At 69.4% G+C, this 26,102-nt stretch carries 20 protein-coding genes and 1 tRNA gene; 9 read left to right on the top strand and 12 right to left on the bottom strand.

Features of this window, described 5'->3' with window-relative positions:
* Nucleotides 1–44 precede the first annotated feature (44 nt).
* Nucleotides 45–839: a hydroxyacylglutathione hydrolase gene (gene gloB, locus EDC25_RS04155; RefSeq protein WP_123523123.1), complete on the bottom strand. Its 795-nt coding sequence runs from the start codon at nt 837–839 to the stop codon at nt 45–47.
* Nucleotides 840–937: 98 nt separating this feature from the next.
* Here gloB and EDC25_RS04150 point away from each other — a divergent pair, with 98 nt between their 5' ends.
* The 3 genes from EDC25_RS04150 to dnaQ are packed head-to-tail and all read left to right on the top strand — an operon-like array spanning nt 938 to nt 2,966.
* Nucleotides 938–1,786, top strand: coding sequence for a methyltransferase domain-containing protein (locus EDC25_RS04150; protein ID WP_165910874.1), 849 nt, complete (start codon nt 938–940; stop codon nt 1,784–1,786).
* Nucleotides 1,783–2,232 carry a ribonuclease HI gene (gene rnhA / locus EDC25_RS04145; protein ID WP_123523121.1) on the top strand — a complete coding sequence of 150 codons (450 nt, stop codon included), beginning with the start codon at nt 1,783–1,785 and terminating at the stop codon, nt 2,230–2,232. The genes EDC25_RS04150 and rnhA overlap by 4 nt, the downstream gene beginning before the upstream one ends.
* A complete protein-coding gene (gene dnaQ, locus EDC25_RS04140) occupies nt 2,229–2,966 on the top strand; it encodes a DNA polymerase III subunit epsilon (RefSeq protein WP_123523120.1) in 738 nt (245 codons plus the stop codon). The genes rnhA and dnaQ overlap by 4 nt, the downstream gene beginning before the upstream one ends.
* Before the next feature lie 55 nt (nt 2,967–3,021).
* Here the strand turns inward: dnaQ and EDC25_RS04135 are convergent, their stop codons facing one another.
* Entirely contained in the window at nt 3,022–3,726 is a 705-nt protein-coding gene (locus EDC25_RS04135; RefSeq protein ID WP_123523119.1) for a PP2C family protein-serine/threonine phosphatase, read from the bottom strand.
* Between the two features lie 181 nt (nt 3,727–3,907).
* On the opposite strand from EDC25_RS04135, the gene EDC25_RS04130 reads away from it, so the two are divergent.
* Nucleotides 3,908–3,998: transfer RNA gene (locus tag EDC25_RS04130), tRNA-Ser, on the top strand.
* Between the two features lie 212 nt (nt 3,999–4,210).
* On the opposite strand, the gene EDC25_RS04125 is transcribed toward EDC25_RS04130, so the two are convergent.
* Entirely contained in the window at nt 4,211–5,296 is a 1,086-nt protein-coding gene (locus EDC25_RS04125) for a phosphatidate phosphatase App1 family protein (protein WP_164484214.1), read from the bottom strand.
* 163 nt (nt 5,297–5,459) lie between these two features.
* On the opposite strand from EDC25_RS04125, the gene EDC25_RS04120 reads away from it, so the two are divergent.
* Nucleotides 5,460–5,813 carry a PilZ domain-containing protein gene (locus EDC25_RS04120; protein WP_240639737.1) on the top strand — a complete coding sequence of 118 codons (354 nt, stop codon included), beginning with the start codon at nt 5,460–5,462 and terminating at the stop codon, nt 5,811–5,813.
* Between the two features lie 74 nt (nt 5,814–5,887).
* Here EDC25_RS04120 and EDC25_RS04115 read toward each other — a convergent pair whose 3' ends face one another.
* From EDC25_RS04115 to EDC25_RS04095, 5 genes are all read right to left on the bottom strand, one after another.
* The gene (locus tag EDC25_RS04115) at nt 5,888–6,859 is read right to left on the bottom strand and encodes a hypothetical protein (protein WP_123523116.1); all 972 of its coding nucleotides are present in this window, start codon (nt 6,857–6,859) and stop codon (nt 5,888–5,890) included.
* Between the two features lie 479 nt (nt 6,860–7,338).
* Nucleotides 7,339–9,381, bottom strand: coding sequence for a 3-hydroxyacyl-CoA dehydrogenase NAD-binding domain-containing protein (locus tag EDC25_RS04110; RefSeq protein ID WP_123523115.1), 2,043 nt, complete (start codon nt 9,379–9,381; stop codon nt 7,339–7,341).
* Between the two features lie 112 nt (nt 9,382–9,493).
* Nucleotides 9,494–11,164, bottom strand: coding sequence for an EAL domain-containing protein (locus tag EDC25_RS04105; RefSeq protein ID WP_168708769.1), 1,671 nt, complete (start codon nt 11,162–11,164; stop codon nt 9,494–9,496).
* A gap of 197 nt (nt 11,165–11,361) precedes the next feature.
* On the bottom strand, nt 11,362–12,747 hold the full coding sequence (gene xseA, locus EDC25_RS04100) for an exodeoxyribonuclease VII large subunit (protein ID WP_123523113.1): 1,386 nt from the start codon (nt 12,745–12,747) through the stop codon (nt 11,362–11,364).
* Nucleotides 12,744–14,792, bottom strand: coding sequence for a S9 family peptidase (locus tag EDC25_RS04095; protein WP_123523112.1), 2,049 nt, complete (start codon nt 14,790–14,792; stop codon nt 12,744–12,746). Before EDC25_RS04095 ends, xseA begins: the two co-directional genes overlap by 4 nt.
* A 115-nt stretch (nt 14,793–14,907) precedes the next feature.
* On the opposite strand from EDC25_RS04095, the gene ispG reads away from it, so the two are divergent.
* Nucleotides 14,908–16,173 (top strand): flavodoxin-dependent (E)-4-hydroxy-3-methylbut-2-enyl-diphosphate synthase, encoded by a 1,266-nt coding sequence (gene ispG / locus EDC25_RS04090; protein ID WP_123523111.1) that lies wholly within the window; start codon nt 14,908–14,910, stop codon nt 16,171–16,173.
* 45 nt (nt 16,174–16,218) lie between these two features.
* Here ispG and EDC25_RS04085 read toward each other — a convergent pair whose 3' ends face one another.
* Complete coding sequence (locus EDC25_RS04085; protein ID WP_164484212.1) at nt 16,219–17,112, bottom strand: GGDEF domain-containing protein; 894 nt, start codon at nt 17,110–17,112, stop codon at nt 16,219–16,221.
* Nucleotides 17,113–17,200: 88 nt separating this feature from the next.
* Here EDC25_RS04085 and EDC25_RS04080 point away from each other — a divergent pair, with 88 nt between their 5' ends.
* Nucleotides 17,201–19,927, top strand: a complete 2,727-nt coding sequence (locus EDC25_RS04080; RefSeq protein ID WP_164484211.1) for a serine/threonine-protein kinase — start codon at nt 17,201–17,203, stop codon at nt 19,925–19,927.
* Between the two features lie 30 nt (nt 19,928–19,957).
* On the opposite strand, the gene EDC25_RS04075 is transcribed toward EDC25_RS04080, so the two are convergent.
* A complete protein-coding gene (locus EDC25_RS04075; RefSeq protein WP_276312356.1) occupies nt 19,958–20,884 on the bottom strand; it encodes a DMT family transporter in 927 nt (308 codons plus the stop codon).
* Complete coding sequence (locus EDC25_RS04070) at nt 20,884–21,711, bottom strand: polysaccharide deacetylase family protein (protein ID WP_123523108.1); 828 nt, start codon at nt 21,709–21,711, stop codon at nt 20,884–20,886. Before EDC25_RS04070 ends, EDC25_RS04075 begins: the two co-directional genes overlap by 1 nt.
* Nucleotides 21,712–21,857: 146 nt before the next feature.
* On the opposite strand from EDC25_RS04070, the gene EDC25_RS04065 reads away from it, so the two are divergent.
* Both EDC25_RS04065 and EDC25_RS04060 read left to right on the top strand, forming a co-directional pair.
* A complete protein-coding gene (locus tag EDC25_RS04065) occupies nt 21,858–23,021 on the top strand; it encodes an acyl-CoA dehydrogenase family protein (protein ID WP_123523107.1) in 1,164 nt (387 codons plus the stop codon).
* A 10-nt stretch (nt 23,022–23,031) separates the two neighbouring features.
* Entirely contained in the window at nt 23,032–23,607 is a 576-nt protein-coding gene (locus EDC25_RS04060) for a GNAT family N-acetyltransferase (RefSeq protein WP_164484209.1), read from the top strand.
* Here EDC25_RS04060 and EDC25_RS04055 read toward each other — a convergent pair.
* Nucleotides 23,595–25,934, bottom strand: coding sequence for a serine/threonine-protein kinase (locus EDC25_RS04055; RefSeq protein ID WP_164484207.1), 2,340 nt, complete (start codon nt 25,932–25,934; stop codon nt 23,595–23,597). The two genes, EDC25_RS04060 and EDC25_RS04055, sit on opposite strands and share 13 nt — an antisense overlap.
* Between the last annotated feature and the right edge of the window lie 168 nt (nt 25,935–26,102).

The raw sequence follows: 26,102 nt of genomic DNA, 5'->3' as shown, positions 1-26,102 counted from the left end.
CAAGTCCCGCGCAGGCAAGCGCCACCCACAGCAGTCGCCGCCAATCAGCCACGGAAACCGTCCTTCCAGGCCCGCAGCACAGCGAACGCTTCGACGGGTGAGGCGCCCTCCTGCAGGCCGCGTTCCTTCATCAGCGCCGCGCGGACCGGGGGCTCGTCGATGCGGAGGAACGGGTTGACCGCCCGCTCTCTATCGATGCGGCTGGGCAGGGTGACCAGCGCCTCGGCACGCCGGGCGGCGACCCATGAGCAATAGTCACGCAATGCCGCATTGTCCGGATCGACATGGCGGGCGAAGCGACAATTGCCCAGCGTGTATTCGTGCGTGCAGTACACCGCGGTGTCATCGGGCAGCTGAGCCAGGCGTTGCAAAGACCCCAGCATCTGCGCCGGCGTACCCTCGAACAGGCGGCCGCAGCCGGCGCTGAAGAGCGTGTCGCCGCAGAACACCGCGCCCACGGTGACATAGGCGATATGGCTGGAAGTGTGTCCCGGAATCGCCCAGACCTCGAAGTCGAAGGACGGCGAGCCGATGCGCAGGCGGTCGCCTTCGCCGACGCGACGGAGTGCCTGCGGAATGCGCGCGTCTTCCGGCGCCATCACGATGGCCTCGGGCCAGGCGCCGCACAGGTAGGGCACGCCGCCGATGTGGTCGCCGTGATGGTGGGTGATGAGGATCGTCGTCAGGGCCAGGCCGCGCTCGCGCAGCCATGAACCGACCGGTGGGCCCTCGCCCGGATCGACCACCACCGCGTGACGGCCGTCGTGGAGTACCCAGACGTAGTTGTCGCCAAGAACCGGAACGGCCTCGATCCGGCAGGGCGTCGCGGCGTCCGGCATCGGAACCCGTGAACCAGTGGAGAGGCTGGCGAGCATAACGACGCTTGCGGGACAATGCACGGACGATGTTCAGGAAAACCGGATCCAGCGACGGCGCAATGCGACCGCCGGACGTGACGTATCGCGCCTGGCGTCGCCTGCTGCGCGAGGAGGACGCCTGGCTGCTGCGCCAGATCGCCAGCGTCCGTCCGGTGCTGTGGTTGCGCCGGCATCCGCCGGGTCCATCGGCACGTCACGGCATCCTGTCGCTTCGGCCCGGATTGGACGGCCGGCTGCGCGGCGCAGTGCGCGCCAGCGCGGAACACTGGCCGTGGGCCGACGGCAGCGTCCCCGCGATCGTGCTCCAGCATGTCTGCGAAGGCTCGGACCTGGATCGCCGTATCCTCGCCGAGGCCTCTCGCGTGCTCGCGCCTGAGGGACGGCTGTACGTTCTGCGCTTCGACCGCTTCAGTCCGTGGTACTGGCGATTCGGAAGCGCGGGCGTGGTGCGCGGCGGTGCGCCGCGCGTGCTGGGTCGCCGCCTGCATCTGGCCGAAGCGCAGGCGCGAGGGCTGGCCCTGGAATACCGCCACGCCCTCGGCAGCCGGGGCCTGCGTGACAGTGTCGCCGGCTTGCCGGGAACGGAACGCGCGCCCGAGCGCTGGCCCCTGGTCACCAGCCTGCGCGCCACGCGTATCTGGGTTCTACGCAAGCGCAGCCGGCAGTGGGTACTGCCGGGGCGGCGGCCGGCGCCCGTGCCGGTGCCGGCCGGCTATGGCCTGGCCCGCGTCGTGAACGAGCGTGACAGCCTTGCCAGGCGCATCGAGGCGGGGTCGGGGCCCCTCATCCCGCCCGCCGGCGCGTGGCCACCCGATGCCCTCCGCGACGCTGGTCGGTCAACCGGAACCACGCCCGGCCGGCTGTCTGCCGCCGCCCTGTTTACAGGCATGTGGAGCACGCATTCTTGAGTACACACGTGGTCATCCATACCGATGGCGCCTGCCTTGGCAATCCCGGACCCGGCGGCTGGGCCGCCGTGCTCAGTTACGCCGGCCGCGAACGCGAACTGTCCGGCGCCGAGCCGGACACCACCAACAACCGCATGGAGCTGATGGCGGCGATCTCGGCGCTTGAAGCGCTCACGCGCGACTGCCGCGTTTCGCTGTACACCGATTCCCGCTACGTCCAGCAGGGCATTTCCGAATGGCTGCCGCGCTGGCAGGCGCGGGGCTGGCGGACGGCCGACGGCAAGCCGGTAAAGAACGTCGATCTCTGGCAACGTCTGGCCGCCGCCGCGGCACGCCATCAGGTCGACTGGCATTGGGTGCGCGGCCACGCCGGCCACGCCGAAAACGAACGTGTCGACCAGCTGGCACGCGCGGCCGCCGAATCCCTGCGGAGTCCTGTGCCATGAGTGGTGCGCGCCTCGTCGTCCTCGATACCGAAACCACCGGCCTGGAAGTGTCGAAGGGCCACCGCGTCATCGAAATCGGCTGCATCGAACTGGTCGAGCGCCGCCCGACCGGGCGGCACTTCCACTACTACCTCAACCCGCAGCGCGAGATCGATGCCGGCGCGCAGGAAGTCACCGGGCTGACGCTGGATTTCCTTGCCGACAAGCCGCTGTTCGAGCAGGTGGTCGAAGAATTCCTCGACTTCGTGTCAGGTGCGGAGCTGGTCATCCACAATGCGGCGTTCGACGTCGGTTTCCTCGATGCCGAACTGCAGCGCGCTGGCGCGCGGGTGCGCTCACTGGCCGAGTGCGCCCGCATCACCGACACCCTGGCGATGGCGCGCGAACGCTATCCGGGCAAGCGCAATTCACTGGATGCGCTGTGCTCGCGCCTGGACATCGACAACGCACACCGAACGCTGCACGGCGCCCTGCTCGATGCCCAGCTGCTCGCCGAGGTGTACCTGGCGATGACCTCGGGTCAGGCCGATCTCATGCTGGCCGGTGTGCATGCCGAAACCGCCACGGCTGGAGAGGCCTTCGTTCCTCGCCCGATCGGCGAGCGGCCACCGATCCGCGTGCTGCGCGCCACGCTCGACGAGCTGCGGGAGCACCAGGCCATGCTCGACCGCATCGACAAGGTCAGCGGCGGCAGCCTGTGGCGCCAGCTGGCCGCGGAAGCGGCGGTGGGTTGAGGGCGGGGAGCAGGGGGGCCGGCCCGTCAAGCGCGGCCAAGGCCCTCCGCGCTGCTCAGCAGCGCTTGAGCACCAGGACGGTGATGTTGTCCGAGCCACCGGCGGTCAGCGCCGCGTGGATCAGGTGGTCCACCGTTTCCTGCGGCGCGTAATTGCGCGCGAACACGGCGGCGATGGCCTCGTCGTCGACTTCTTCGGTAAGTCCGTCGCTGCACAGCAGCAGTTGCGTCGACGGCGTCCACGGCTGGTCGATCATCGCGATGTCGAGCGCGTCCTGTTCGGTCACGCCCAGTGCCTGGGTGACGACGTTGCGCTGGGGATGGCGGCGCGCTTCACCTGGCGTGAGCGTGCCCTGCTGCACCAGGTGCTGGACATAGGAATGATCGCGCGAGATCTGCTGCAGCGTGCTGCCATCCCAGCGGTAGATGCGGCTGTCGCCGACCCATGCGGCATGGAATCCGTTGTCGTCGGCGCGCACGGCGGCGATGGTGGTGCCCATCGGCAGTCCCTGGTCGCCCTGGCTGCGGCTCTGGCGGATGATGCGTTCGGCAGCGCTGCGGATGGCCTCGTCCAGGCCCAGGCCGCCTTCGATGGCGGACTGCACGGCGTCGCGCGCCAGCGCGCTGGCGACCTCGCCATGCGCGTGCCCGCCCATGCCGTCCGCGACGAGCCACAGACCCAACCCGGCATCCGCCAGGTAGGTGTCTTCGTTGTGCTGGCGTCGGCGGCCGACATGGCTGCCATGGCCGTAATGGATCATTGGCGTCCTTATGCTGCTGCGGTCGGCAGAATGCACGGCTCCCGTCATCCGTGCAACGGGCCTTGCGACGACCCCTGCCGCCCTATAAACTGCGCAACCCCAACAGATACGGGCAAACAGGCGTGATTGGATCACGCGGCCCGGACCGGACGGGAGGCGGCCTCGCCGCCGAAAGACCACCGGAGAGGTGGCAGAGTGGTCGAATGTACCTGACTCGAAATCAGGCGTACGTTTATAGCGTACCGTGGGTTCGAATCCCACCCTCTCCGCCATATATGGAAACGGGCCCGCAAGGGCCCGTTTTCGTTTCCGGTTTGCGGTTTAACCGCCGGGGGGGGCGTCGCCGCTGCCTGCCACGGCCGTGTCTTGCTGAGGGCTCGTCTGGAAGGATCGCCGAACGGACGATTTGTCCGCCGCCGCCGCTCACTGGATGCCGATGGCCGCAAGACATGGTTCGCCGGTTCTTCCGCCGCGCAAGCCGGGTTCAGGGCGTGGCCCGCCAGTCGCCGCCATCCTTGAACACCGTCCAGAGATCCTCGGGCAGGCCCTCGAACACCACTTGCCATCGCGACGCCCCGGCCGGCTCCCCGGTGACGTCGCGGATGGCGATGCCGGCGATGCGGCTGCCATGCTCGCGCGCGATGCCGGCATAGATTTCCGGATCGTGTTCGCCGGAGTCGCCGACCAGCAGGAACCGGCGCCCCGGGAAATCACGTAGAAGCCGGTCGACGGCCCCTCGCTTGTGCGACGGCGAATCCGGGGCGGCGCCGAGCAGGCTGACCCACGACGTCATCTCGCGCAGGTGCAGGCTGCCGGCCGGATAGCCGGCGTCGTCCAGGAACTCGAGCAGCGCCGGTTGCAACTGCAGCGGACTGGCCGAGACATAGTGGAAACGCGTTCCCGATTCCGCAGCCAATGTCCGGTAACGGGCCGCCATGCCTGGCACTGCGGTGAACGGGCGGGCGAAGGTGTTGAGCAGCAGCTCGCGACGGTCGCGGACGCTGGAATGCTTGATGGTGTCGTCGATGTCCGAGACCACGGACAGCCCTTCGTCGGGTACACGCTGTGCCCTGCCGGTGAACAGCCGGTCATCGCCCCCGGGTGCGACGACCTGCAACTCGATCCAGTCGGCGGTGCCTGGGGCGCCCGCGTCCAGCGTGACCCGCCTGCCGGTCCGGCCATCGGACCGCGTGCGTGGCAGGTCGACCTCGATCCCGCCCGCGATGCGGATCCGCAGTTGCTTGTTGCGTTCGGAGTCGACGCGGAACAGCTGTGTGCGCGCCTCGAACAGGCCGCGCCGCTCCGGCGGCAGGTCATCTGGATCGAGGTCGAGATAGCGGGCGAACAGCGCGACGCTGCCGCGGCGTGGCTCGTACTCGAACACCCAGGCCTGGATATCCAGTTCGACCCGTCCGTCTGCAAGGTTACGCGCCGGCGTCGGAACAAGGAGCACGTGCTCGTCCCGCTTCAGCGGCGACGCCAGCACCGCGCTGGCCATTGCCGCAGCGGCGAGACCCGGGACCAGGGCGCGCAGGCGCGCGTTCGGGGTGGATGTCTTTGCCGGGGTCATTGGTCGGAGCCGCCAGTCTGGGCCGACCGAGCATAGCGCCGAACGGGTCGCCAGCCGCGTGAATGTTCCCTGCCGCGGCCGGTGGCCGCTCGCGCGCGCCGCTTCGCGTGTGGCAAACTCGTGCCGCAAGCCGGCCGATACCGGCAGCTTTACAGGGGGCTGTATGCAGATGGGCGGAGCACGGCAGGCCATCCTGCCGATCACGATCAAGGACAAGGCGGCGCTGTATGGCGCCTACATGCCGTCCATTCGCGGTGGCGGCCTGTTCGTGCCGACGACGCAGTCGTTCCGGCTCGGCGACGAGATCTTCCTGCTGCTCAACCTCGCTGAAGAAGGGGACCGCCTGCCGGTGTCCGGCAAGGTCGTCTGGGTGACCCCGACGGGTGCGCAGTCCGGTGCGGTCGCTGGCGTCGGCATCCAGTTCAACGACTCACCCGACGGCGAGGCGGCGCGTTCCCGCATCGAAGCCGTCCTCGGCGCCATGCTCAATTCCGACAAGCCGACGCTGACGATGTAACGATGGCCGCGTGGGTCACGGCGGCGGTGTACGGGCCCGGAGCAGCAGGTACCCAGGGTTGCCTGGTTCTCCCGTCAGTCGGCGGAACCGCGCGCGTCGCTGCCGGAGCCGGGGCGGAACAAACGTACGGCGAACACCAGCGCGGACAGTCCAAGGAACAGCTGGGCGGCCAGGATGGTCCAGACCAGCCAGGGCACGGGTCCAGGGCCTCCGTTGCCGCCTGCTGGCGACGGTGAGGGGGCAAGGCTGAGGTTGTAGAGCAGTGCCGCTTCGCCGAGCATCGGTGCATGCCCGATGTCCGACAGCACCATAGGCAGCAGCAAGCGGCCGTTTGGAAGCGGCCACGACAGGGCGATGGCCTGCAGGGCGAGGGGCCGGGCTTTCGCGGCATCCGCCTGGATGCGTGTTGCGCCGATGCCGAAGGCGCTTGCGGCAACGCCCAGACCGGCAATGATCGGACCCGAGTCGATGTCTCCGGAATGGGGATGCCGCTCGTTGCGTGCGAACTCGCGGTAGCCGACGCGCCAGCGTGACGCCTGCCAGAATTGCCGGTTGAACGTTCCGGCCCAGCTCGCAGCCTGTTCCGGCCAGAGCAAGGGGGCGTGGTGCAGCAGCCAGGCGTTTGCCGAACCGCGTACCGGCGTGTGCCTGGGCGGATCATCGAACCAGGCATAGGGCGGCAGTCCACCGCCCGGTGCCATGACGCCGGTGAAACCGCGCAGACCCTCGGCGACCCGTTGTCGGTGGCTGGTGCCGAGGACGACGTCGGCACGCAGGATGGCGTGCCACGCGGCCGCGACGTCCGCAGGGAATGTCTGGGCCGGAAAATCGGCCAACAGGCACGTCGCGGAGTTGGCAAGTTCGGCGGCCAAAGACTCGACCTGCGACCGGAGCAGGTCGAGGTGTGGCGTATTGCCGTAGATCCGCGCCTGCGTTGCCAGGCCGTCGATCAGCAGCATCCGGTAGAAGACGTTCTCCCTGTCGAGATACTGGTCTTCGCCCCAGTGCAGCTGCACCCAGTGCGCATGCCCCGGATCCGCCAGCAACTCTGCTGCAGCGTGTACCGCCGCCTCGGCATAGACCGCGGGACGGGGGCGGCCGCGCGCCGCCGTCCAGGCGCGATCGAGGTTCTCGGTTGCGCGTAGAAAGAAGACCGCGCAGAACAGTGGCCATTCGGTCGCTGAAATTTCCCTGATCGACAGTTTCTGCGCCGCGGAAGAAACGACCCGCCCCCGCGCCCAGGTTTCGAACGCGGGAGTGAGCGCCTGATGCCAGCCCCACGCCTGGGCAGCCGGATCCGGGCCGCCGAGATCGGGATCCCTGATGGCGACGATGCCTTAACCGAAAGCCCACAGTGCGAGCGTGGCGACCAGCCCCAGCGCCAGGGCAGGCACCATGCGGAGCGTACGCCTTGTCACTGTGCGACCGCCTGCGGACATTCGACGCCGTCAGGCGCAGCAGGCGGCGGGCATCGGCGCAGACCGCGTGCGGCGGGCGGCGGACACCGGCGCGGACCGGCTGCGCCTCAGGACGCCAGTTCGGACCAGCCGGGTCGGGGCGCGAAGCGCGGGCCGTGGCGCTTGGCCAGTTCGGTCAGCCGTTTGATGACCTCGTCCTTGCCGACGGCACGGATGTGCTGGATCGGGCCGCCACGGAACGGCGCGAAGCCGGTGCCGAAGATCACGCCGGCATCGAGTTCATCGGCGGAAGCGACGATGCCTTCGTGCAGGCAGGCGACCGCTTCGTTGAGCAGCGGCAGGATCAGGCGATCCTCCAGGTCGACCGGCGGCACGTAGTTTTCCGGCAGCGGCGGCTTGACGGCCTTCCCTTCGGGATAGGTGTAGAAACCTTCGCCGTCCTTGCGACCGCGCTTGCCGGCCGCGATCAGCGCTTCGACGCCGCCGGGCAGCTCGACGCCGAGTTTCGGCGCGATCACGGCACCGACATGCGCGCAGACGTCCAGGCCGACCTGGTCGGCCAGCTCGACCGGCCCCATCGGCATGCCGAAGCGGACGGCGGCCTCGTCGATGGCGCGCAGCGGCACCCCCTCCTCGCGCAGGCGGAAGGCTTCCAGCAGGTACGGGAACAGGATGCGGTTGACCAGGAAGCCCGGCGCGCTGGCGGCGGCCAGCGGCAGCTTGTCGTGGCCGCGGACGAAGGCCAGGCCGCGCCTGAGCGATTCCCCGCTGGCCTGGTCGTGGTGCACCACCTCGACCAGCGGCAGCATGGGCACCGGATTGAAGTAATGCAGCCCGATGAAGTTCTGCGGGCGCGCCAGCCCTTCGCGCAGGTCTTCGAGCACGATGCTCGAGGTATTCGTGGCGAGCAGGGCATCGGGCTTCATCTTCGGCTCGATGTCGGCGAACAGCGCGCGCTTGACCTCGACCTTTTCGACGATGGCCTCGATGACGAGGTCGGCCTCGCCGACGCGTGCGCCTTCCGGATCGCCGGCCAGCCGCCTGCGGGCGGCCTCGATGCGATCGGCGGTCTTCAGGCGCTTCTCGAACAGCGTGCCGGCGCGTGCCAGTGCCGCCTGCACGGCCTGCGCGTTCTGGTCCTGCAGGGTGACGTTGAAACCCTGCATTGCCGCCCAGGCGGCGATGTCACCGCCCATCACGCCGGCGCCGATGACATGGACATGATGGATGCCGTGACCGGTGCCGGCGCCGCGCGCCTTCAGGCCTTCCTGGAGGAAATACACGCGTACCAGGTTGTGTGCGGTCGGCGTGCCGGCAAGCCTGACCACCGAGCGGATTTCCGGACGCAGTGCCTTGGCGACGCTGCCGCCGTGCTTGCGCCATACATCGATCATCGCGTACGGCGCCGGGTAGTGCTTGCGGGGCGCCTTGCGCTGCACGGTCTTGCGCAGGGTCGGCGCCAGCGCGACGCGCGCCGGCCAGGTGTTCGTCGCCCACGCGGTGAGGCGCTGCCTGAACGGGCGGGCAGGGCGCGTGCGCACCAGGTCGGTGGCCTTCGCCATCAGGTCTTCGCGCGGAACGACGCCATCGACCAGCCCGATCGCGCGTGCGCGCGACGCGCTCAGCGAGCCACCGGCCAGCATCATGCGCATGGCTTCCGGGGCGCCGACCAGGTGCGGCAGGCGGGCGAGGCCGCCCCAGCCGGGATGGATGCCGAGCTTCACTTCCGGCAGGCCCAGGCGGGTGTCCGGCGTGTCGGCGGCGACACGGTAGTCGCAGGCCAGCGACAGCTCCATGCCGCCCCCGAAGCAGTGGCCGTGGATCGCCGCCACGGTCGGGCAGCGCAGTCGCGCGATGGCGTCGAAGACCCTGTGGCCGTTGCTGATCGCGTCGGCGATGGTGCCCTGCGCGAAGAAGCCCTCGAACTCGCCGATGTCGGCGCCGGGCGAGAAGCCGCCATCCTTCGCGGACATGAAGACCAGTCCCTTCGGCGGCTCGATGGCCATGCGCTCGACCAGCTGGCCGATCTCGTCGATCAGCGCCTGGGCCAGTGCATTCACCGGCTTGTCGGCGCGGTCCAGGGTGATGACGGCGATACCGTCGTCGCGCAGTTCGGCGCGGCAATGCCGCGGTCGCAGTCCTTCAAACATCGGCCGGAGTCTCCGTGGTCGGTGCAGGCGCCTGCAGGCGTCCCGCACGGCAATCTGGTGGCCGCGCTAGTTTCTCACAGCTGGGCTGCGCGGTGTCCGCGCGACGGCGTCCTCAGCGCGCGCGCGCGGCGTGCGGGCGCAGGAACTCGACCAGCTCGGCCAGCGGCAAGGGCCGGCTGTACAGGTAGCCCTGGGCGAAGTCGCAGCCGAGGTCGCGCAGGATCTGCTGCTGCGCCGCGGTTTCGACACCGACCGCCGTCACCCGCAGGTCGATGCGGTGGGCCAGCTCGATCATCGTGCGCACGATCTCGCGGTCGTATGCGTTGTGTTCAAGCTGCCAGACGAAACGGCGGTCGATCTTGATCATCCCGACCGGCAGGTTGCCCAGCGTGCTCATCGAAGCGAAGCCGCTGCCGAAGCCGTCGATCGCCACGCGCACGCCGTGTTCGGCGAGCAGGTGCAGCGGCGGCCCGACGCCGGCCATGCGCGCGGTGAGGTCGGCCTCGCCGATCTCCAGCATCAGGCGGTCGAGCGGCATGGCGACGGCCTGGGCGGTTTCGATCAGCTCTTCCACGAATCCCGGCGCGGTGACCTCGTCGGCGCCCAGGTTCAGGCCGAAATACTGGATGGCCGCGGTGCGCCCGGCGCGGCCCAGCTGTGCATAGGAGTCGGCGGCCTGGCGCAGGCTGAGCCGCCCGACTTCCGGAAGCAGGCCGCGCGCCTGGGCGATCGCGACGATGCGCCCGGCCTCATGTCGCTGCAGCGGTTCGTTGCCGCGCAGCAGGGCCTCGACACCGACGCAGAGGCCGTCGGAGAGCCGCACGACGGGCAGCCAGCGCTGCTCCAGGTTGCGGTGGCGCAGGGCTTCGCGCAGGTTGCTCTCGACTTCCAGTTCGTCGTTGACCCGGCGCAGGTCGCCATTGACGAAGTGGTGGTGGCCATCGTGGCCTTCCGCCTGCTGCTGGCGGCGGGCGAGGTCGGCGTAGTGCAGCAGCGCGCCCGGCGTGTCGGCGTCGTGCGGCGCCAGCGCGATGCCGATGCTGCAGGTACAGACCATGATGACGGCCTGGACGAAATACGGCTGCCGGCTGGACGCGAGCAGCGCCGACGCGCGCTGGTCCAGTTCCTGCCGGGCTTCCAGCAGGCCCGGCGGCAGGTCGTTCCAGACCAGCAGGATGCCGTCCTGGCCGTCACGGGCGATCAGCGTGGGCGCGACGCTGGCTTCGCGCAGGCGGCGCGCCAGTTCGGCAAGCAGCAGGTCGCCCTGTTCGCGGCCGAGGCTGTCGCGCAGACGCTGCACGCCGTCGAACGCGATGGACAGCGCCGCCGAGGAGTTCTGGCCGGGACGGCACAGCACCATGTCGGCGAGTGCCGACTCGAACTCGTCGCGCTGAAGCAGGCCGGTGCGGGTGTCGATGCGGGCGCGTTCGGACAGGCTGTCCAGCTGCTGGCGGGTCTCGGTGATGTCGAAGGCGACCAGCAGGGCCCTGCGCGGCGAGGTGCCGGACACGGTACTGATGCGTGCCGCGATGGCGACGTCCACCTTGCCGCGCGTGCGGATCCAGCCCAGGAATCCACCCTGCAAGCGCACTTCCGCCTGCGGATCGATGAAGCGCGAGACGTCGCTGCGTGGAAAAAGGCGGACAGCAAAGCGCCCGACCAGCTGGTCGAGCGGGAAGCCGCTCAGTTCGACCGCGCCGGCGTTGGCATGCACGATCTGCCCGGAGTCGACGTCGATGACGAATACCGCTGCCGGCAGGCAGTCGTAGAGGTGTTCCGGCACCGCCGCGTCTTCTCGCGGAAGCGCGGTCGGAGCGATGTCGACGGGAGTCTTGGGCCTGGGGCGGGACATGGGCCGCGTTTACGGCTGGGGCGAATATGTGACTTATATCACGCAGGAACGCCGTGGCGGCCATTTTCTAGCCGGTTTTCGCCGCGGCGGGTGGCGCAGGCGGCCGCGCGTCGGCGACGGCGGCACTTTCAGTCGGCCTGGCCGGACCGGTCCGGGCCAGGCAGGCGCTGCAACGAGTCGGGAAGCGGCGTCGCCAGCAGTTGGCCGTCCTGCCAGCGAACGTGCAGGCGTGCCTGTTGCGCCGCCTCGTGGGCGGAGGTCAGGACATGGCCCGCGGCCGGTTCACGGACGATGGCGTAGCCCCGTTCAAGGGTGCGCAAGGGGCTCAGGGCATTGAGGCTGCGGCCGGCGGTTTCAAGCCGCTGCCGCTGCTGGCGCTGCTGCTGGATCGCACCGTGGCGAAGGCGTCGGCCGGCCTGCTGCAGCTGCAGGCGCCACTGCGCGATGCGGCGTTCCGGTCGCTGGCTGCGCAGCGCGGTCGCCGAGGTGGCGAGGCGGCCGCGGCGGTTCGCCAGGCCATTGCGCATCGCGAGCAGCAGACGTTGACGGGCGGCGAGAGCGCGTTCGCGCATGTGTTCCAGCTGTCGGCGCGGATCACGCGACTGCAGGCGCAGGCGCGCGGAATCCAGACGCTGCGCCAGCCCCTGCAAATGGCGCGTGGTGTCACGGCGCAGGCGCTGGCCGAGCAGGCGGAGTTGCCGCGCCAGTTGCGCACCGTCCGGTGCGATGGACTCGGCGGCTGCCGAGGGCGTCGGTGCGCGCAGGTCGGCGGCCAGTTCCGCCAGCGTCACGTCCACTTCGTGGCCGATGGCGGCGACAACCGGCACGGGCGAGGCGGCGATGTCGCGAGCCAGTCCTTCGTCGTTGAAGGCCCAGAGGTCTTCCAGCGAGCCGCCGCCGCGGGTGATGAGGATGACATCGTGCCGGCCTGCGGCGATGGCGGCACGCAACTGTGCCCGCAGCACCGGCACGGCCTCCGCACCCTGCACCGGCGACGGCAGGATATCGACCGGGAGCAGCGGGAAACGCCGGGCGATGACGGTGAGCACGTCGCGGATGGCGGCGCCGGACGGCGAGGTGATCACGGCCAGCCGCTTGGGGAATGCCGGCAGTGGCTGTTTGCGCGCGCTGTTGAACACCCCTTCGGCGGCGAGCCGCGCCTTCAGCGCTTCGTAGGCGCGCTGAAGGGCGCCTTCACCGGCTTCCTCCATCGCGTCGACGATAAGCTGGTAGTCGCCGCGCGGTTCGTACAGTCCGACACGTCCGCGCAGGCGCACGTGCAGGCCGTCGCCGGCACGGAAGCGCAGGCGCGTCGCCGCCGTGCGGAACATCGCGCAGCGGATCTGCGCCCCGGCATCCTTCAGCGTGAAGTAAAGGTGTCCCGACGCCGGCCGGGCGACGTTCGACAGCTCGCCTTCCACCCACACCGGGGGCATGGCGTCGTCCAGAAGCTGCCGCACCAGGCGGTTGAGCGAACTGGGCGTGAGGATCTCGCGCGGGTCGGGCGTACTCAAGGGGCTGTGTCCTGTGCGTGGGCAGCGCGCCGCGGGCCGGTCCAGCGATCGAGCCAGTCGAACACTTCGTTCCACCACAGGCGCGCGGCCTGGGGCCGGTTGATGCGATGGTTCTCGTTCGGAAACACGACGATGCGCGAGGGCACGCCCTTTCCACTGAGCGCGCCGTGGAGGTTGATGCCCTGGGTGACCGGCACACGGTAATCCAGTTCGCCGTGCAGGATCAGCGTTGGCGTCGTCATCCGCGGCACCAGCCTGCTGGGCGACCAGTCCGCCAGGGCTTCCGGGTTGGCCCAGGGCGCGGCACCGTAGGCGACCGGGCGCTGCCAGTGCGAATCGGCGGCGAACTGGTGGCCAAGGTCGTAGATGCCGGCGTGGACGATCGCGGCGCGGAACCGGTCGCTCAGGCCGGTCAGCAGGGCGGCGAGATAGCCGCCATAGGATCCACCGGCCACGGCGATGCGGTCAGGATCGACGCCGGCATGGGCGACCAGCCAGTCCGCGGCGGCGAGGGCATCGGCCGCGGGCTTCTCGCCGTGGTTGCCGAGGATGCTGTCGGCGAACGCCTGGCCGAAACCGGTGGATCCGTGCACGTTCGGCAATGCGACGACGTATCCGCGCGCGGCCAGGACGCCGGGATGCCAGCGGAAACTGAAACCGTCGGTCCAGGCCGAAAACGGGCCGCCGTGATTGAGCACGACGGCCGGATGGCGGCTGCCGTGTCGCCATCCCGGCGGATAGGCGACGAACATCTGCACGGGGTCGCTGTCCGCGCCGGTGAACGTCACGCTCTGGTAACGGCCGTGGCGCAGGGCTTTCACGCGTGAATCGTTGAGCGTGGTGAAGCGGCGCGGGCCGGCGCCCGGATCCAGTCGCCACAGGTCGTGCGGGCTGTCGAAGGCATGGCGCAGATAGACGATGCCGCTGCCCGCCACCTGCACCTTCGCGGTGCTGCCGCCCTCGACCAGCCGACGCAGGCGCTGCTGCTTCCACTGGTAGAGATCGATGCGGCCGCCGTCCTCGACATGGAAGTAGAGCGCCGTGCCGTCGTGCGTGAAGGTCCAGTCGCGGACGGGCCCGGGCAGGTCGTCGCCGACCACTTGCGCCGGGCCGGATGTCCGCAGGTCGAGGACGGCGAGGCGTTTCAGGTCCGAACCGGTGCCGGGTCGACTGAACCGGCCGTAGGCGATCGACTGCCCATCGGGCGAGAACACGGGTTCGACGTCGTCCGCCGGGTTGTCCGCGGTCAGGTTGCGGGCCGTGTCGACGCCCCTTTCGGTCGATTGCAGGAACAGGTCGAAATCGATCGTGGTGTAGGGCGCGGGCGTGATGTTGGCCGAGTACACCAGCCAGCGGCCGTCCGCCGATGCATCCCAGTCGAAGCCGTCGAGTCCCGTCAGGCGGTCGAACCCCGGCATCAGGTCGCGGATCGAGCCGTCGCCAAGGTCGAGGCGGAACAGGTGCGGCACGCGGCCGTCCGTCCGGTAGCGGTCCCAGTAACGCAGCAGGCGGCTTTCGCTGATGCGCGCCTGCGTCGCGTCGGCGCGCTGCGCCTGCAGGCGTGCCTGGACGGCCTTGAAGTCGGCATCGAGGTCGGGCCAGGTCAGGGCCTCGAAGACGATGGCCTCGCCATCTTCGACAACGCGGAAGCGGCGAACGGACACCGGCAGGCTCGTCAGTGCCCGCGAAGGTCCGCCATCGATACCGGTTTCATGGAGTTGCGTCGGTGTGCCCGGCCGCGTGCCGAGGAAAAACAGGCGCCGTCCATCCGGGTGCCACGCCGGATCACTGTCGCTGCCTTCCGGCGTGCCGAGGGCCCGGGCGGGGCGCCGGGCGAGGCTGTCGACCAGCCACAGGCGGGTCTGGCTGCCATTCACATCAAAGTCGAACGCGGTGGTCGTCACCGCGACCGATCGGCCATCCGGGGCGACGGCGAAGTCACCCATGCGGTTCAGTTCCCACAGGCGTTCCACGGTAAACTGCGCGTGCGCCGGCATCACCGCTGGCAGGTCAAGCAGACAGCGCAGGACGAAGCGAAGGGCCATGGCGCCGGACGGGAATCCGTAAACGGCGGCCCAGTCTCGGCCAAAGCGGCGGACGACTCAAGTCGCCGGCCGCGCTGACGCGTCCAGCCGCAAACATTCGAGGACAACCACGGACATGAGCGCCGATCTCCAGCCCGGCCAGCGCCGCCGCACCACGGCGGTGACGGTCGGCAACGTGCGCATCGGCGGCGGTGCGCCGGTCGTCGTGCAGTCGATGACCAATACCGATAGCGCGGACATCCAGGGCACGACGCGGCAGGTGGCCGAGTTGTGGCGGGCCGGCTCCGAGCTGGTCAGGTTGACGGTCAATACGCCGGAAGCGGCGGCCGCCGTGCCGCGCATCCGCGAACGCCTGGACATGATGTCGGTGCCGGTGCCGCTGATCGGCGACTTCCACTACAACGGCCACCAGTTGCTCAGCGCCGAACCGGCCTGTGCGGAAGCGCTGGCCAAGTACCGGATCAATCCCGGCAACGTCGGCTTCGGGCACAAGAAGGACACCCAGTTCGCAACCATCATCGAACTGGCGGTCCGCCACGGCAAGCCGGTGCGCATCGGGGCCAACTGGGGTTCGCTCGACCAGGCGCTGGCGGCGCGGATGATGGACGAGAACAGCCAGCGCGCCGAACCCTGGGATGCCGCGCGCGTGCTGCGCGAGGCCCTGATCCGCTCGGCGCTGGAGTCGGCGCGGCGCGCCGAGGAACTGGGCCTGGAGCGCAAACGCATCGTGCTGTCCTGCAAGGTGTCCGGTGTGCAGGAGCTGATCGCCGTGTACCGCGATCTTGCGGCGCGCGGCGACTACGCGCTGCATCTGGGACTGACCGAAGCCGGCATGGGCAGCAAGGGCATCACCGCTTCGGCGGCGGCGCTGGGCGTGCTGCTGCAGGAAGGCATCGGCGACACCATCCGCGTTTCACTGACGCCGGAACCCGGGCAGTCGCGCACGACGGAAGTCGTGGTCGCGCAGGAGCTGCTGCAGAGCATGGGACTGCGCGCCTTCACGCCGATGGTGACCGCCTGTCCCGGTTGCGGCCGCACGACTTCGACCTTCTTCCAGGAACTGGCGCGCCAGGTCACCGACCATGTCCGCGAACAGATGCCGGTGTGGAAGCTGAAGTATCCCGGCGTCGAACACCTGACGCTGGCGGTGATGGGCTGCATCGTCAACGGGCCCGGCGAGAGTCGTCACGCCAACATCGGCATTTCACTGCCGGGAACGGGCGAGGCGCCGGCGGCGCCGGTGTTCGTGGACGGGCGGAAATTCACCACGCTGCGCGGCGAGCGCATCGCCGACGACTTCGTCGCGCTGATCGACGACTACGTGCAGCGCCGCTACGGTCCCGGCGACGTCGCGGCAGCGGTGGCGACGGCGACGGATTGATCGCGGTTTGGCGGGGCACGGCATCGCCCGCGGCCGCCGCCCTGGTCAGGCCGTGCAGACCTGGTTGCGGCCGCCTTCCTTGGCCCGATACAGCGCCGAGTCCGCCGCAGCCATCAGGCTGCTGCGCTCCTCGCGGCCGGGTCCCAGGATGGCCACGCCGATACTCACCGTGAGTTTGTGCGGCTGGTCGCCGAGGGTGAAACTGGACTCCGCCACCGCCTGCCGCAGGCGCTCGGCGAAGGTGCCGGCGGCCTCGATGCCGGCCTCGGGCAGCAGCACCGCGAATTCCTCGCCACCGATGCGGGCGGCGATGTCGTCGCCGCGCACGTGGTTGCGCATGATCTCGCCGATCTGCCGCAGCACGCCGTCGCCGGCGATGTGGCCGTAGGTGTCGTTGATCGGCTTGAACAGGTCGACATCGACGATGCACATCGCCAGCGGTCGTTCATGGCGAAGCGAGCGTGAGATTTCCTTGTCGACGATCTCGATGAAGTGGCGGCGGTTGCACAGGCCGGTCAGGGCATCGTGGGTGGCGACCTGGTAAACCTCTTCGTGGTAGCGCGCCTCAACGCTGCCTTCGCCGATGAACTTGAGGATGCTCTCGCCGATGGTGAGGTGGTCGCCGTCGCTGAGCGTGCCGTGTTCGACCGGCAGGTCGTTGATGCGCGTACGGTTGGTCGCGCCCAGGTCGCGGACGTGGCAGGCGTTGCCTTCCCGCCAGACCTGGCAATGCTGCCGCGACACGCTGACGTGGGGGATGTGCAGGTCGGCGTCGTGCGAGCGTCCGATCACGATCGGCTGTTCGGGCACGTCGATGCGCTTGCCCAGGCCTTCGCCATGGATCACCACCAGGCACATGGTCCCCTGCTCGGGCTGGTCCGGCCCGGGACTGATCATGGTCCTGCGCGTGGTGCTCGCTTCGTCGCTTCGTCGGTTCATGGCCACCCTCTGGCTGGCGGAAGCATAGCGCAGCGCCTCACCCATTGGAGGCTGGGCTACCATGCCTGGTCCAGGGTGTGGAGGGACCATGCTGCCGACCGGAGAAACGGATGCCGACGATGCCGACGCGACGCGACGGCTCGAAACACGCACAGATGAAGGCGTCGATGCGCCGGAAGCGGGCGTGCTGGCGCCGGGCACCCTGGTCGGCCACTACCGCGTCGTCGCCCGCATCGGCAGCGGCGGCATGGGCGCCATCTACCGCGCCGAACAGCTGCAGCCGGTCCGTCGCACCGTCGCGCTGAAGCTGCTGCGCGGCCGCCTGAGCACGCGCCAGCGCGCCTACTTCGAGATCGAGCGCCAGACCCTGGCGCAGATGCAGCACCCGGCCATCGCGCAGATCTTCGACGCCGGCACGACCGAAGACGGCGTGCCCTGGTTCGCGATGGAATTCATCGAGGGCAGCCCGATCACCGAGGTGGCGCGCGACCTGTCGCTGGACCAGCGCCTGGCCCTGCTCGCGCGCGTCTGCGATGCCATCCAGCACGCGCACCAGAAAGGTGTCGTGCACCGCGACCTCAAGCCCGGCAACATCCTGGTCACCCGCGTCGATGGCGAGTGGCTGCCGAAGATCATCGATTTCGGCATCGCCACCGCGGCGGCACGCGCCGGGCTGGCCGACGCCGCGGTGGAAGGCCCGGTCGACATGGCCGGCACGCCGGAGTACATGAGTCCGGAGCAGCTGGAAGGGCGACTGGCCAGCATCGACACGCGCAGCGATGTCTATGCACTGGGCGTGGTGCTTTACGAACTGATCGTCGGTGACCGCCCTGGCATCGCCAGCCAGAGCGGGCGAACCGCTTCATCGACGCGTTCCGGCCCGTTGACGGCACCTTCGCAGCGCCTGCGCAGCCGCCGCCTGCCCACCGGCGCGGCCTCGCCGCGGCGTGGCCGCCTGCGCGAACTGGACCGCGTCGTGCTGACCGCGATGGCGCACGATCGCAACGACCGCTATCCGAGCGCCATCGCGCTGGCCGACGAGCTGCGCCGCTATCTGGCCCACCTGCCGTTGCAGGCGATGCCGGCAACGCCGGGTTACCTGCTGCGTCGATTCGCGCGCCGGCACCGGCTCTGGCTGGCTTCCGGCGCGGCGGTCCTGCTCACGCTGGTCGGCGGCCTGGTGCTCAGCCTGCACGCCTTCAACCAGGCGCGCATCCAGCGCGGCGTCGCCGAGGCGCGCCAGCATGAACTGGAACAGGTCGTCGCCTTCCAGCAGGCCATGCTCAGCGACATCGACGTCATGGACATGGGTCGACGACTCGTCGGCCATGTGCGCGACCAGCTGTCGCGCCGCAGCGAAAGGGACACCGTGCTGCAGGTCGAGCAGCTGCCGGGCATTCTCGACGGCCCCAGCCTGGCACGAGCCATCCTGGTGGAATCGGTGCTCAAGCGCGCCGAGTCGATCATCGGCCAGCGCTTCGAAACGCAACCGGCGCTGGCCGCCGACCTGCTGCAGTCGGTGGGCGAGGTCTATCACGCGATCGGCCAGTACGACGAGGCCGTCGCGGCCTTGCAGTCGGTGCTGGAACAGCGCGTGGCGCTGCCGCAGCCGGACCTCGAGTCCGTGGTCGACGCGCAGGTGGCGCTGGCCAATTCCCTGGAGCGCTCCGGGCAGTTCGATGCCGCCGAGGCCATGGCATCGGAGGCCGTCGCAACCGTCGAACGGCTGCCACTAGACAGTTCCCGACACATCGCCGCGACCATGGTCCGTGCCCAGGTCGCCCGCTCCAAGATCGAATACGGCAAGGCGCGCCAGTGGTACGAGAAGGCGCTGGATGCCGCGCTGCGGATCCATCCGGCCGACCACCCCGAGGTGGCCCGCGCGCGTCAGCAGTACGCGCTGTCGCTGCACCTTGATGGGGCCTCCGACCAGGCGCGGCCGCAGTTCGAACAGGTCCTGTCCGTGCAGCGCGGCCAGGATGGCAACTGGCAGCAGCTGGTCGGCGTGCTGGTGAACTACGCCGCGCTGCTGGCCGATACCGGCGACGTGGCGGCGGCCCTGGAACTGGAGCGCGAAGCCTACGCGCTGAACCGCCAGCATCTCGGCGCCGACCATCCGCTGACGCTGATGATCCTCAACAACATGGGCATGTCGATGATGGAGGCGGGTGATCCGGTCGAGGCCATGGCCGCGCTGGAGGAAGCCGCCGAAGGCCGGGCACGCGTGCTCGGTCCGGAACATCCACATACGCTGCGCAGCCGCGCCAGCCTGGCTCGGGCGCTGGTCCGCCTCGACCGCCATGACCAGGCCCTGGCCATCTACAGCGACGTGTACACCATGCGGCGACGCATCCTCGGTCCCGGCAGCCTGGACACCTACCGGGTCGGCCGCAGCCTGGCCGACCTGCTCAAGCGCATGGGCCGGCATGAGCAGATGCTGTCGCTGACCCGCGAGATGCACGCGAGTCTTGTCCAGACGCAGGGACCGTGGGCCGAGGACACGATCGATGTGGCGATCCAGACGGCCAGGGCGATGGTGGACATCGGCCGTCCGGATGACGCGATCCGGCGCCTGCGCGAGCTGCTGGATGCCGCCTCGGCGCAGTCGGTGGAGGCCGGCGACGAACGTTACGCGCTCGCGGTGGCGCTGTATGAGCTCTATCGCGGCCAGGGTCGCGACGCCGATGCCGACGACGTCCGTCGCCGGCACCTGCGACCGCTGCTTGAAACCGACGGCGAACAGCTGGCGCCGCGCCTGCGGCGCCTGCGCGAAACCGTCTTGCGCGTGCCGGACGCGACGGCATCGGCGCCGTGAGCCGCGCGCCCGGTGATGGCCGACCGGCGCTCAGCGGTTCGGCATCGATTCGGCGCCGATTTCCGGGTCGATGACCTTGGCGCGGTGCAAGCGCGCCTCGCGGCGCGCGATATAGAACGTGCTCGAGAAGATGATCGTCGCGCCGACCACCGTCCAGGCATCGACGTGTTCGGCAAACAGCAGCCAGGCGATGAACGCGACGATCGGCAGTTGCAGGAAATTCAGCGGCTGCAGCGCCGAGACATCGGCCAGCTTGTAGGCGCGCGTCATGCAGAGATGGCCGAGCGTGCCAAGGCCGCCGGTGAGGATGACCCACAGCCAGCTCATCGGTTCCGGCGGCACCCAGACCGGCAGTGCCGGCAGCAGCGACATCGGGGTCATGATCAGCACCATCCAGATGACAATGGCATCGGCGGGCTCGGTGCGCGAGAGGAACTTGATGCTGATCGCCGAGCTGGCCGACAGCGCCGATGATGCGATCGCGACCAGCGCTGCGAACTGCAGGCCATCGACGCCCGGGCGCAGGATCACGAGTACGCCGACGAAGCCGATGGCGACCGCGCTCCAGCGCCGTGCGCGCACCACCTCGCCCAGCACCAGGACGGCGAGGATGGTGACGAACAGCGGCGTCGTGTAGCTCAGCGCCACCGCCTGCGCCAAGGGCAGGTGCACCAGTGCCCAGAAGCCGGTCAGCATGGCCGACAGGCCGGTCAGGCAGCGCAGGAAGTACAGGCGCAGCCGATCCGTGCGTAGCAGTGACAGGCCGGCGCGCCAGATCAGTGGAAGGGTGAAGACCAGCCCGAACAGGTTGCGGAAGAACGCGATCTGGAACGGGTGAAGCTGATCGCTGGCCAGGCGGATGGTGATCGCCATCAGCGCGAAGCAGAGCACGCTGCCGATCATCAGGGCGACGCCGCGGCCGGTCAGCGGCTGGCTCGGCAACGCGGCGGCGCGGATCACGCCGATGCTCCGGCGAGCAGCGCTTCCAGTTCGTCCGGACTGCGCCAGTGCAGCCCGCAGACATAGCGGGGCAGGGCCCAGCGTTGTTCCGCCGCGGTGACGGGCCGGCCATCGGTGGTCCAGGCCGCCGCCAGCCCCAGTGCCTGCCCGCGCGACGGCAGGTAGTCGTCGCGCAGGTAGCTGTTCACGTCGCCATACGGATAGCCGAAGTGGCGGATGGGCTGCCCCGGCACGCGGGCGGCGATGTAGTCCTGGGCGCGGGCGATCTGCCAGTCGGCGCGGACCGCATTGTCCACGGCGAAGAACCGGCCGCGCGGCAGGCCATCGGGCGCCGCTTCCGGCGCCACGTCGTGGTTGTGGTCCCAGCTGTGGTTGCCGATGCCGAGCAGGCCGGTCGCCGCCGCCATGGGCCACCAGTCCTCGCCCATGACATCGCCGCCGAACAGGCACTGGCGGTCCATGGCCTCGCGCGCCGCCGGCGAGGCGATGACGAAGCAGGTGGCGTGCAGTTCGGGCTGGCGCCCGGCGGTTTCATCGCGGAAAGCCCGAAGGATCGGCAGGAAACCCGGCTGCAGGCCGATGCCCGGCCATTCGATCGCACGCACGTCCAGGTCGGTGCCGTCATCGAAGGTCAGGGCCAGGCAGGGTCGCGACGGCCAGGGCCGGCGCCCGTCGATGAGGTCGAGGACGGCGTCCAGCGGAATGATCTGCCAGCCCAGTGCGTCGATCAGCCGCAGGTCGTGGGCGAGGGCGACGTGGTCATTGCCGGCATAGGCCATGCCGGCGACATTGGCCGCGTGATAGGTCAGGACAGGGATGCGCATCGAAACCGCTGGCGGCCGCTGCCGCACGACCGGTCGTCGTGCCCTGCACGGGCGCAGGCGCTAGAATAGCCGCCCCTTTGCACGTGCGCATGACCCGGGCCGAAAGCGCCGGGTGTCCAGCACCGTCCCACCGGAGCCGTCTTTCCATGAGCCTGAACCCCACCGACCTCTTCGATGTCCGTTCGCTGCTGTCCGATGAGGAGCGCATGGTCCAGGATGCGGTTGCCCGCTTCACCGACGAGAAGGTGCTGCCGATCATCGGCGACTGCTTCGACCAGGGCCGCTTTCCGCGCGAGCTGGTTCCGGAAGTCGCCAGCCTCGGACTGCTCGGCTCGTCGCTGCCGGAGGAATACGGCTGCGCCGGCATGAGCGGTGTGCAGTACGGCCTGATCTGCCAGGAACTGGAGCGCGGCGATTCCGGCATCCGCAGCTTCGTCAGCGTGCAGAGTTCGTTGTGCATGTATCCGATCTTCGCCTATGGCAGCGAGGAGCAGCGCCGCGAGTGGCTGCCCCGCATGGCCGCCGGCGAGGTCATCGGCTGTTTCGGCCTGACCGAGCCGCACGGCGGTTCCGACCCGGCCAACATGAAGACCAGCGCGCGCCGTGACGGCGGCGACTGGGTGCTCAACGGCGCCAAGATGTGGATCACCAACGGCAACCTCGCGCAGATCGCCATCGTCTGGGCGCAGACCGAAGACGGCATCCAGGGCTTCATCGTGCCCACCGACACGCCGGGCTTCACCGCGCAGGAAATCCACAAGAAGATGAGCCTGCGCGCCTCGGTCACCAGCGCGCTGTTCCTCGACAACGTGCGCATTCCCGACGCCAGCCGGCTGCCCAACGTAAAGGGTCTCAAGGGGCCGCTGGGTTGCCTGACGCAGGCGCGCTACGGCATCACCTGGGGTCCGATCGGCGCCGCCATCGCCTGCTACAGCGAGGCCCTCGAGTACTCGAAGGAGCGCATGCTTTTCAACCGCCCGGTGGCGGCGACACAGAGCGCGCAGATCAAGCTCGCCGACATGGCCCGCCGCATCACGCTGGCGCAGCTGCTGGTGCTGCAGCTGGGTCGCCTCAAGGATGCCGGCAAGATGGTGCCGTCGCAGGTGTCGCTGGCGAAGTGGAACAACTGCCGCATGGCCATCGACATCGCGCGCGAATGCCGCGACCTGCTCGGTGGGGCCGGCATCACCACCGAGCACGCGGCGATCCGGCACGCCCTGAACCTCGAATCGGTCATCACCTATGAAGGCACCGAGACCGTGCACCAGCTGGTGATCGGTCGCGAGGTGACCGGCATCAACGCGTTCTGAGTCGTACCCGGTGAGCAGCGAAGGACATTCCCGCCTGGACACGGTCGTCGAGACCGCGCGCCTGCTGCTGCGCGTGCCCCGCATCGGTGACTTCGACGGTTATGCCGATCTGGTCGGCGACGAGGAGGCGGCGCGCCACATTGGTGGGCACATGGTGCGCGAGGCGGCCTGGCGCAAGTTCCTGCAGCAGCCCGGCGCCTGGCTGGTGCAGGGCTTCGGCATGTTCTCGGTGATCGACAAGGCCAGCGGTGAATGGCTGGGCCAGGCCGGCCCCTGGAAACCCGAGGGCTGGCCGGGGAACGAGATCGGCTGGGCCTTCCGGCGTGCGGCCTGGGGCCGGGGCTTCGCCACCGAAGCGGCCGCTGCCGCCATGGACTGGGCCTTCGGGCATCTCGGCTGGGACGACGTGATCCATTGCATCGCGCCGGCCAACGTCGCCTCGCAGCTCGTCGCGCAGCGCCTGGGCTCGGCCGCGCTCGGCGAGGCACGCATGCCGCCGCCGTACGAGGACGTCAGCACCGTTGTCTGGGGCCAGACGCGGGCGCAGTGGCGGCAGAACCGCGAGCGCCTGCTTCAGTCGCGATAGCGCGCGGCCGCTTCCGGCCGGCCCATCTTCTCGTACAGCTTCACCAGTGCTTCGCGGGTCTGGATGATCTGGCTGTTGCCGGGCGCCCACATCGATTCCTGGAGGGCCAGGGCCTGCAGCAGCAGTTCTTCGGCTTGCTGCAGCCGACCCAGGTGCATGGCGGCCATGCCCTTGCCGCGCATGGCGCCCGCGTATACCGGGTGTTTTTCGCCCAGCGACCCACCCGCGGCCTGCAGGGCCGTGTCCTGCAACTCGAAGGCTTCAGCGGCGCGGCCGGCATCGAGCAGGTAGTTGGCGTAGTTGTGCTGGGCCATGACCGTGCGCGTGTGCAGCGGGCCGAAGCGCGCCAGGTTGGACTCCAGCGCCCGCAGGTAGTGCGGGCCGGATTCCTCCACCTTGCCCTGCTGGCGCAGGGCGCCACCCAGGTTGGCCGCAGCCATCACGGTGTTGGTGTTGTCCGGGCCGAAGACGCGCTCCATGGCCGGGACGAGGTCCTTGAGGATCACTTCGGCCTCGGCGAAGCGTCGCTTCTGCAGATGGAACACTGCCAGGCTGTTGCGCATGTTCAACACGCCGGCGTGGTCGGGCGAGTTCAGGGCCGACAGGCGGTCGATCTGCTCGGTGAGCAGCGGAATGGCCTGCTCGTGGCGGTCCAGGTCGGCGAGCAGGATGGCCTCCATGAAACGGGCGTTGATGGTGTCGTCGTTGTCGGGCCCGAGCAGCGCCATCAGGCCCTGCCCGGCCTGCCTCAGGACGGCCAGCGCTTCCTCGCGTTCCTGGTCCTCGCGCAGCGCCCAGCCCAGCGCCTGCATCGTCATCAGCGTGGTGCGGTCGTTTCCACCCCCGACTTCACGCGCTCGCGCCACGGCTTCGCGCAGGAACCGGACGCCGTCGGCAACGTCGCCGGTGTCCACCATCAGGCGACCGAGCTGGCGCGTCATGTTCAGGGTGCGCGGGTCATTCTCGCCGTGCAGGACCGTGGACAGGTCATAGGCGCGGCGCGAGTGTTCCAGCGCGGTCACGTATTCGCCCAGGGCCATGTAGCTGCCGGCGATCACGTTCTCGATTTCCGCCAGGGCATCGGCCTGGTCGCCCAGCCCCGCGGCGGCGCGCCGCGCGGCCTCGTCGAGGACCTTGCGCATCAGCGTCTTGTCCAGATCGGCGGCGAGTTCGGGGTCGATGCCGGAGAGGACCGTCGCGAAGAATTCCGAGGTCGCCTTGCTCTTCCGGGCCTGGCGCTCGGCCTCGACGAAGCCCCACACCGCGACCACCAGGCCGACGACCAGGGCCAGGGCGACCAGTCCTGTCGCGGCCAGCAGCCGCCGTCGCCGCTGCACGAACTTGCGCAGCCGGTACATCCGGCTGGGTGGAACGGCCAGCACGGCATCGCCATCCAGATAACGCTGCAGGTCGTCGGCGAACGCCGTCGCGGAGTCGTAGCGTGCTTCGCGGTCAGGATGCGTGGCCCTGGCGAGGATATGGCGCAGCTCGCGCGGCAGGCGCTCCAGCGCCGGCTCGCGCCCGGGCGCGCGCAGCGAGGCGTCGATGCGTGCATGTGGCTGGCGGGTGTGCGGATCCAGGCCCTTGAGGATGTCCGATTCCTCGCCCGCCAGCAGCGTCACCAGCAGCACCATGCCCAGTGAATAGACGTCGCTGCGGGTGTCCAGCGACGAGTCCGCGGCATACTGTTCCGGGCTCATGTAGAGACCGCTGCCGACGCGCTCGTAGCTGGACCTGGCATTGCTGGATTGCCGGTTGTCCACCGCGGTGGCGATGCCGAAATCGATCAGTCGTGGCTGCGGGCGGCCGTCGATGAGCGAGACCAGCACGTTGCTGGGCTTCAGGTCGCGGTGGATGATGCCGCGCTGGTGCGCGTGCTGGACGCCGAAGGCCAGCGCGATGATCAGTTCGATGCGCGCACGCTGTGTCGGCGCGTGGTGGCTGCACCATTCGTCCAGCGGCTGGCCGTCGACGTATTCCATGGCGAACCACGGGAACCCCTCGCTGGTGCGGCCGGCGTCGAGGACCTTGGCGATGGCCGGGTGGTCCATGCGCGCCAGTGCCTGGCGTTCGATCTCGAAATACGCTTCGGCCAGGCTGCCGGCGAGCTGGCTGCGGATCAGCTTGAGCGCCACCTTGCGCTGGATCGGCTCGCGCTGCTCGGCCAGCCAGACCTGGCCCATGCCCCCTTCGCCGATCAGTCTTTCCAGGCGGTAGGCACCAATGAGGCTGCCCGCGCTGGCGCCGTCGCCGGCGTCACCGCCTTCGACAACGCCGGATGCAAGCAGGACCGTGCGCTCGTCGTCCGAGCCGGTCATCATCGCCATGCCAGGTCTCCCATCGCTGGACTGCGCGGTGATTGTGGTGGCTTTCCGGTCGCCGTGCATCTCCCCGCGTCCGCGTCCGGGAACGAACCGCGCCAGCGCGGGCATGGGTACGGCGGGGCAGGCGCCCCTTCAGCTTCCGCACCGCATCATGCGCGATCCCACCCCACC

The organism is Pseudofulvimonas gallinarii (assembly GCF_004343305.1).
Classification (GTDB): domain Bacteria; phylum Pseudomonadota; class Gammaproteobacteria; order Xanthomonadales; family UBA2363; genus Pseudofulvimonas; species Pseudofulvimonas gallinarii.
Note: the sequence above shows the minus strand (reverse complement) of the source record. Positions and strands in the feature narration are given on the sequence as shown.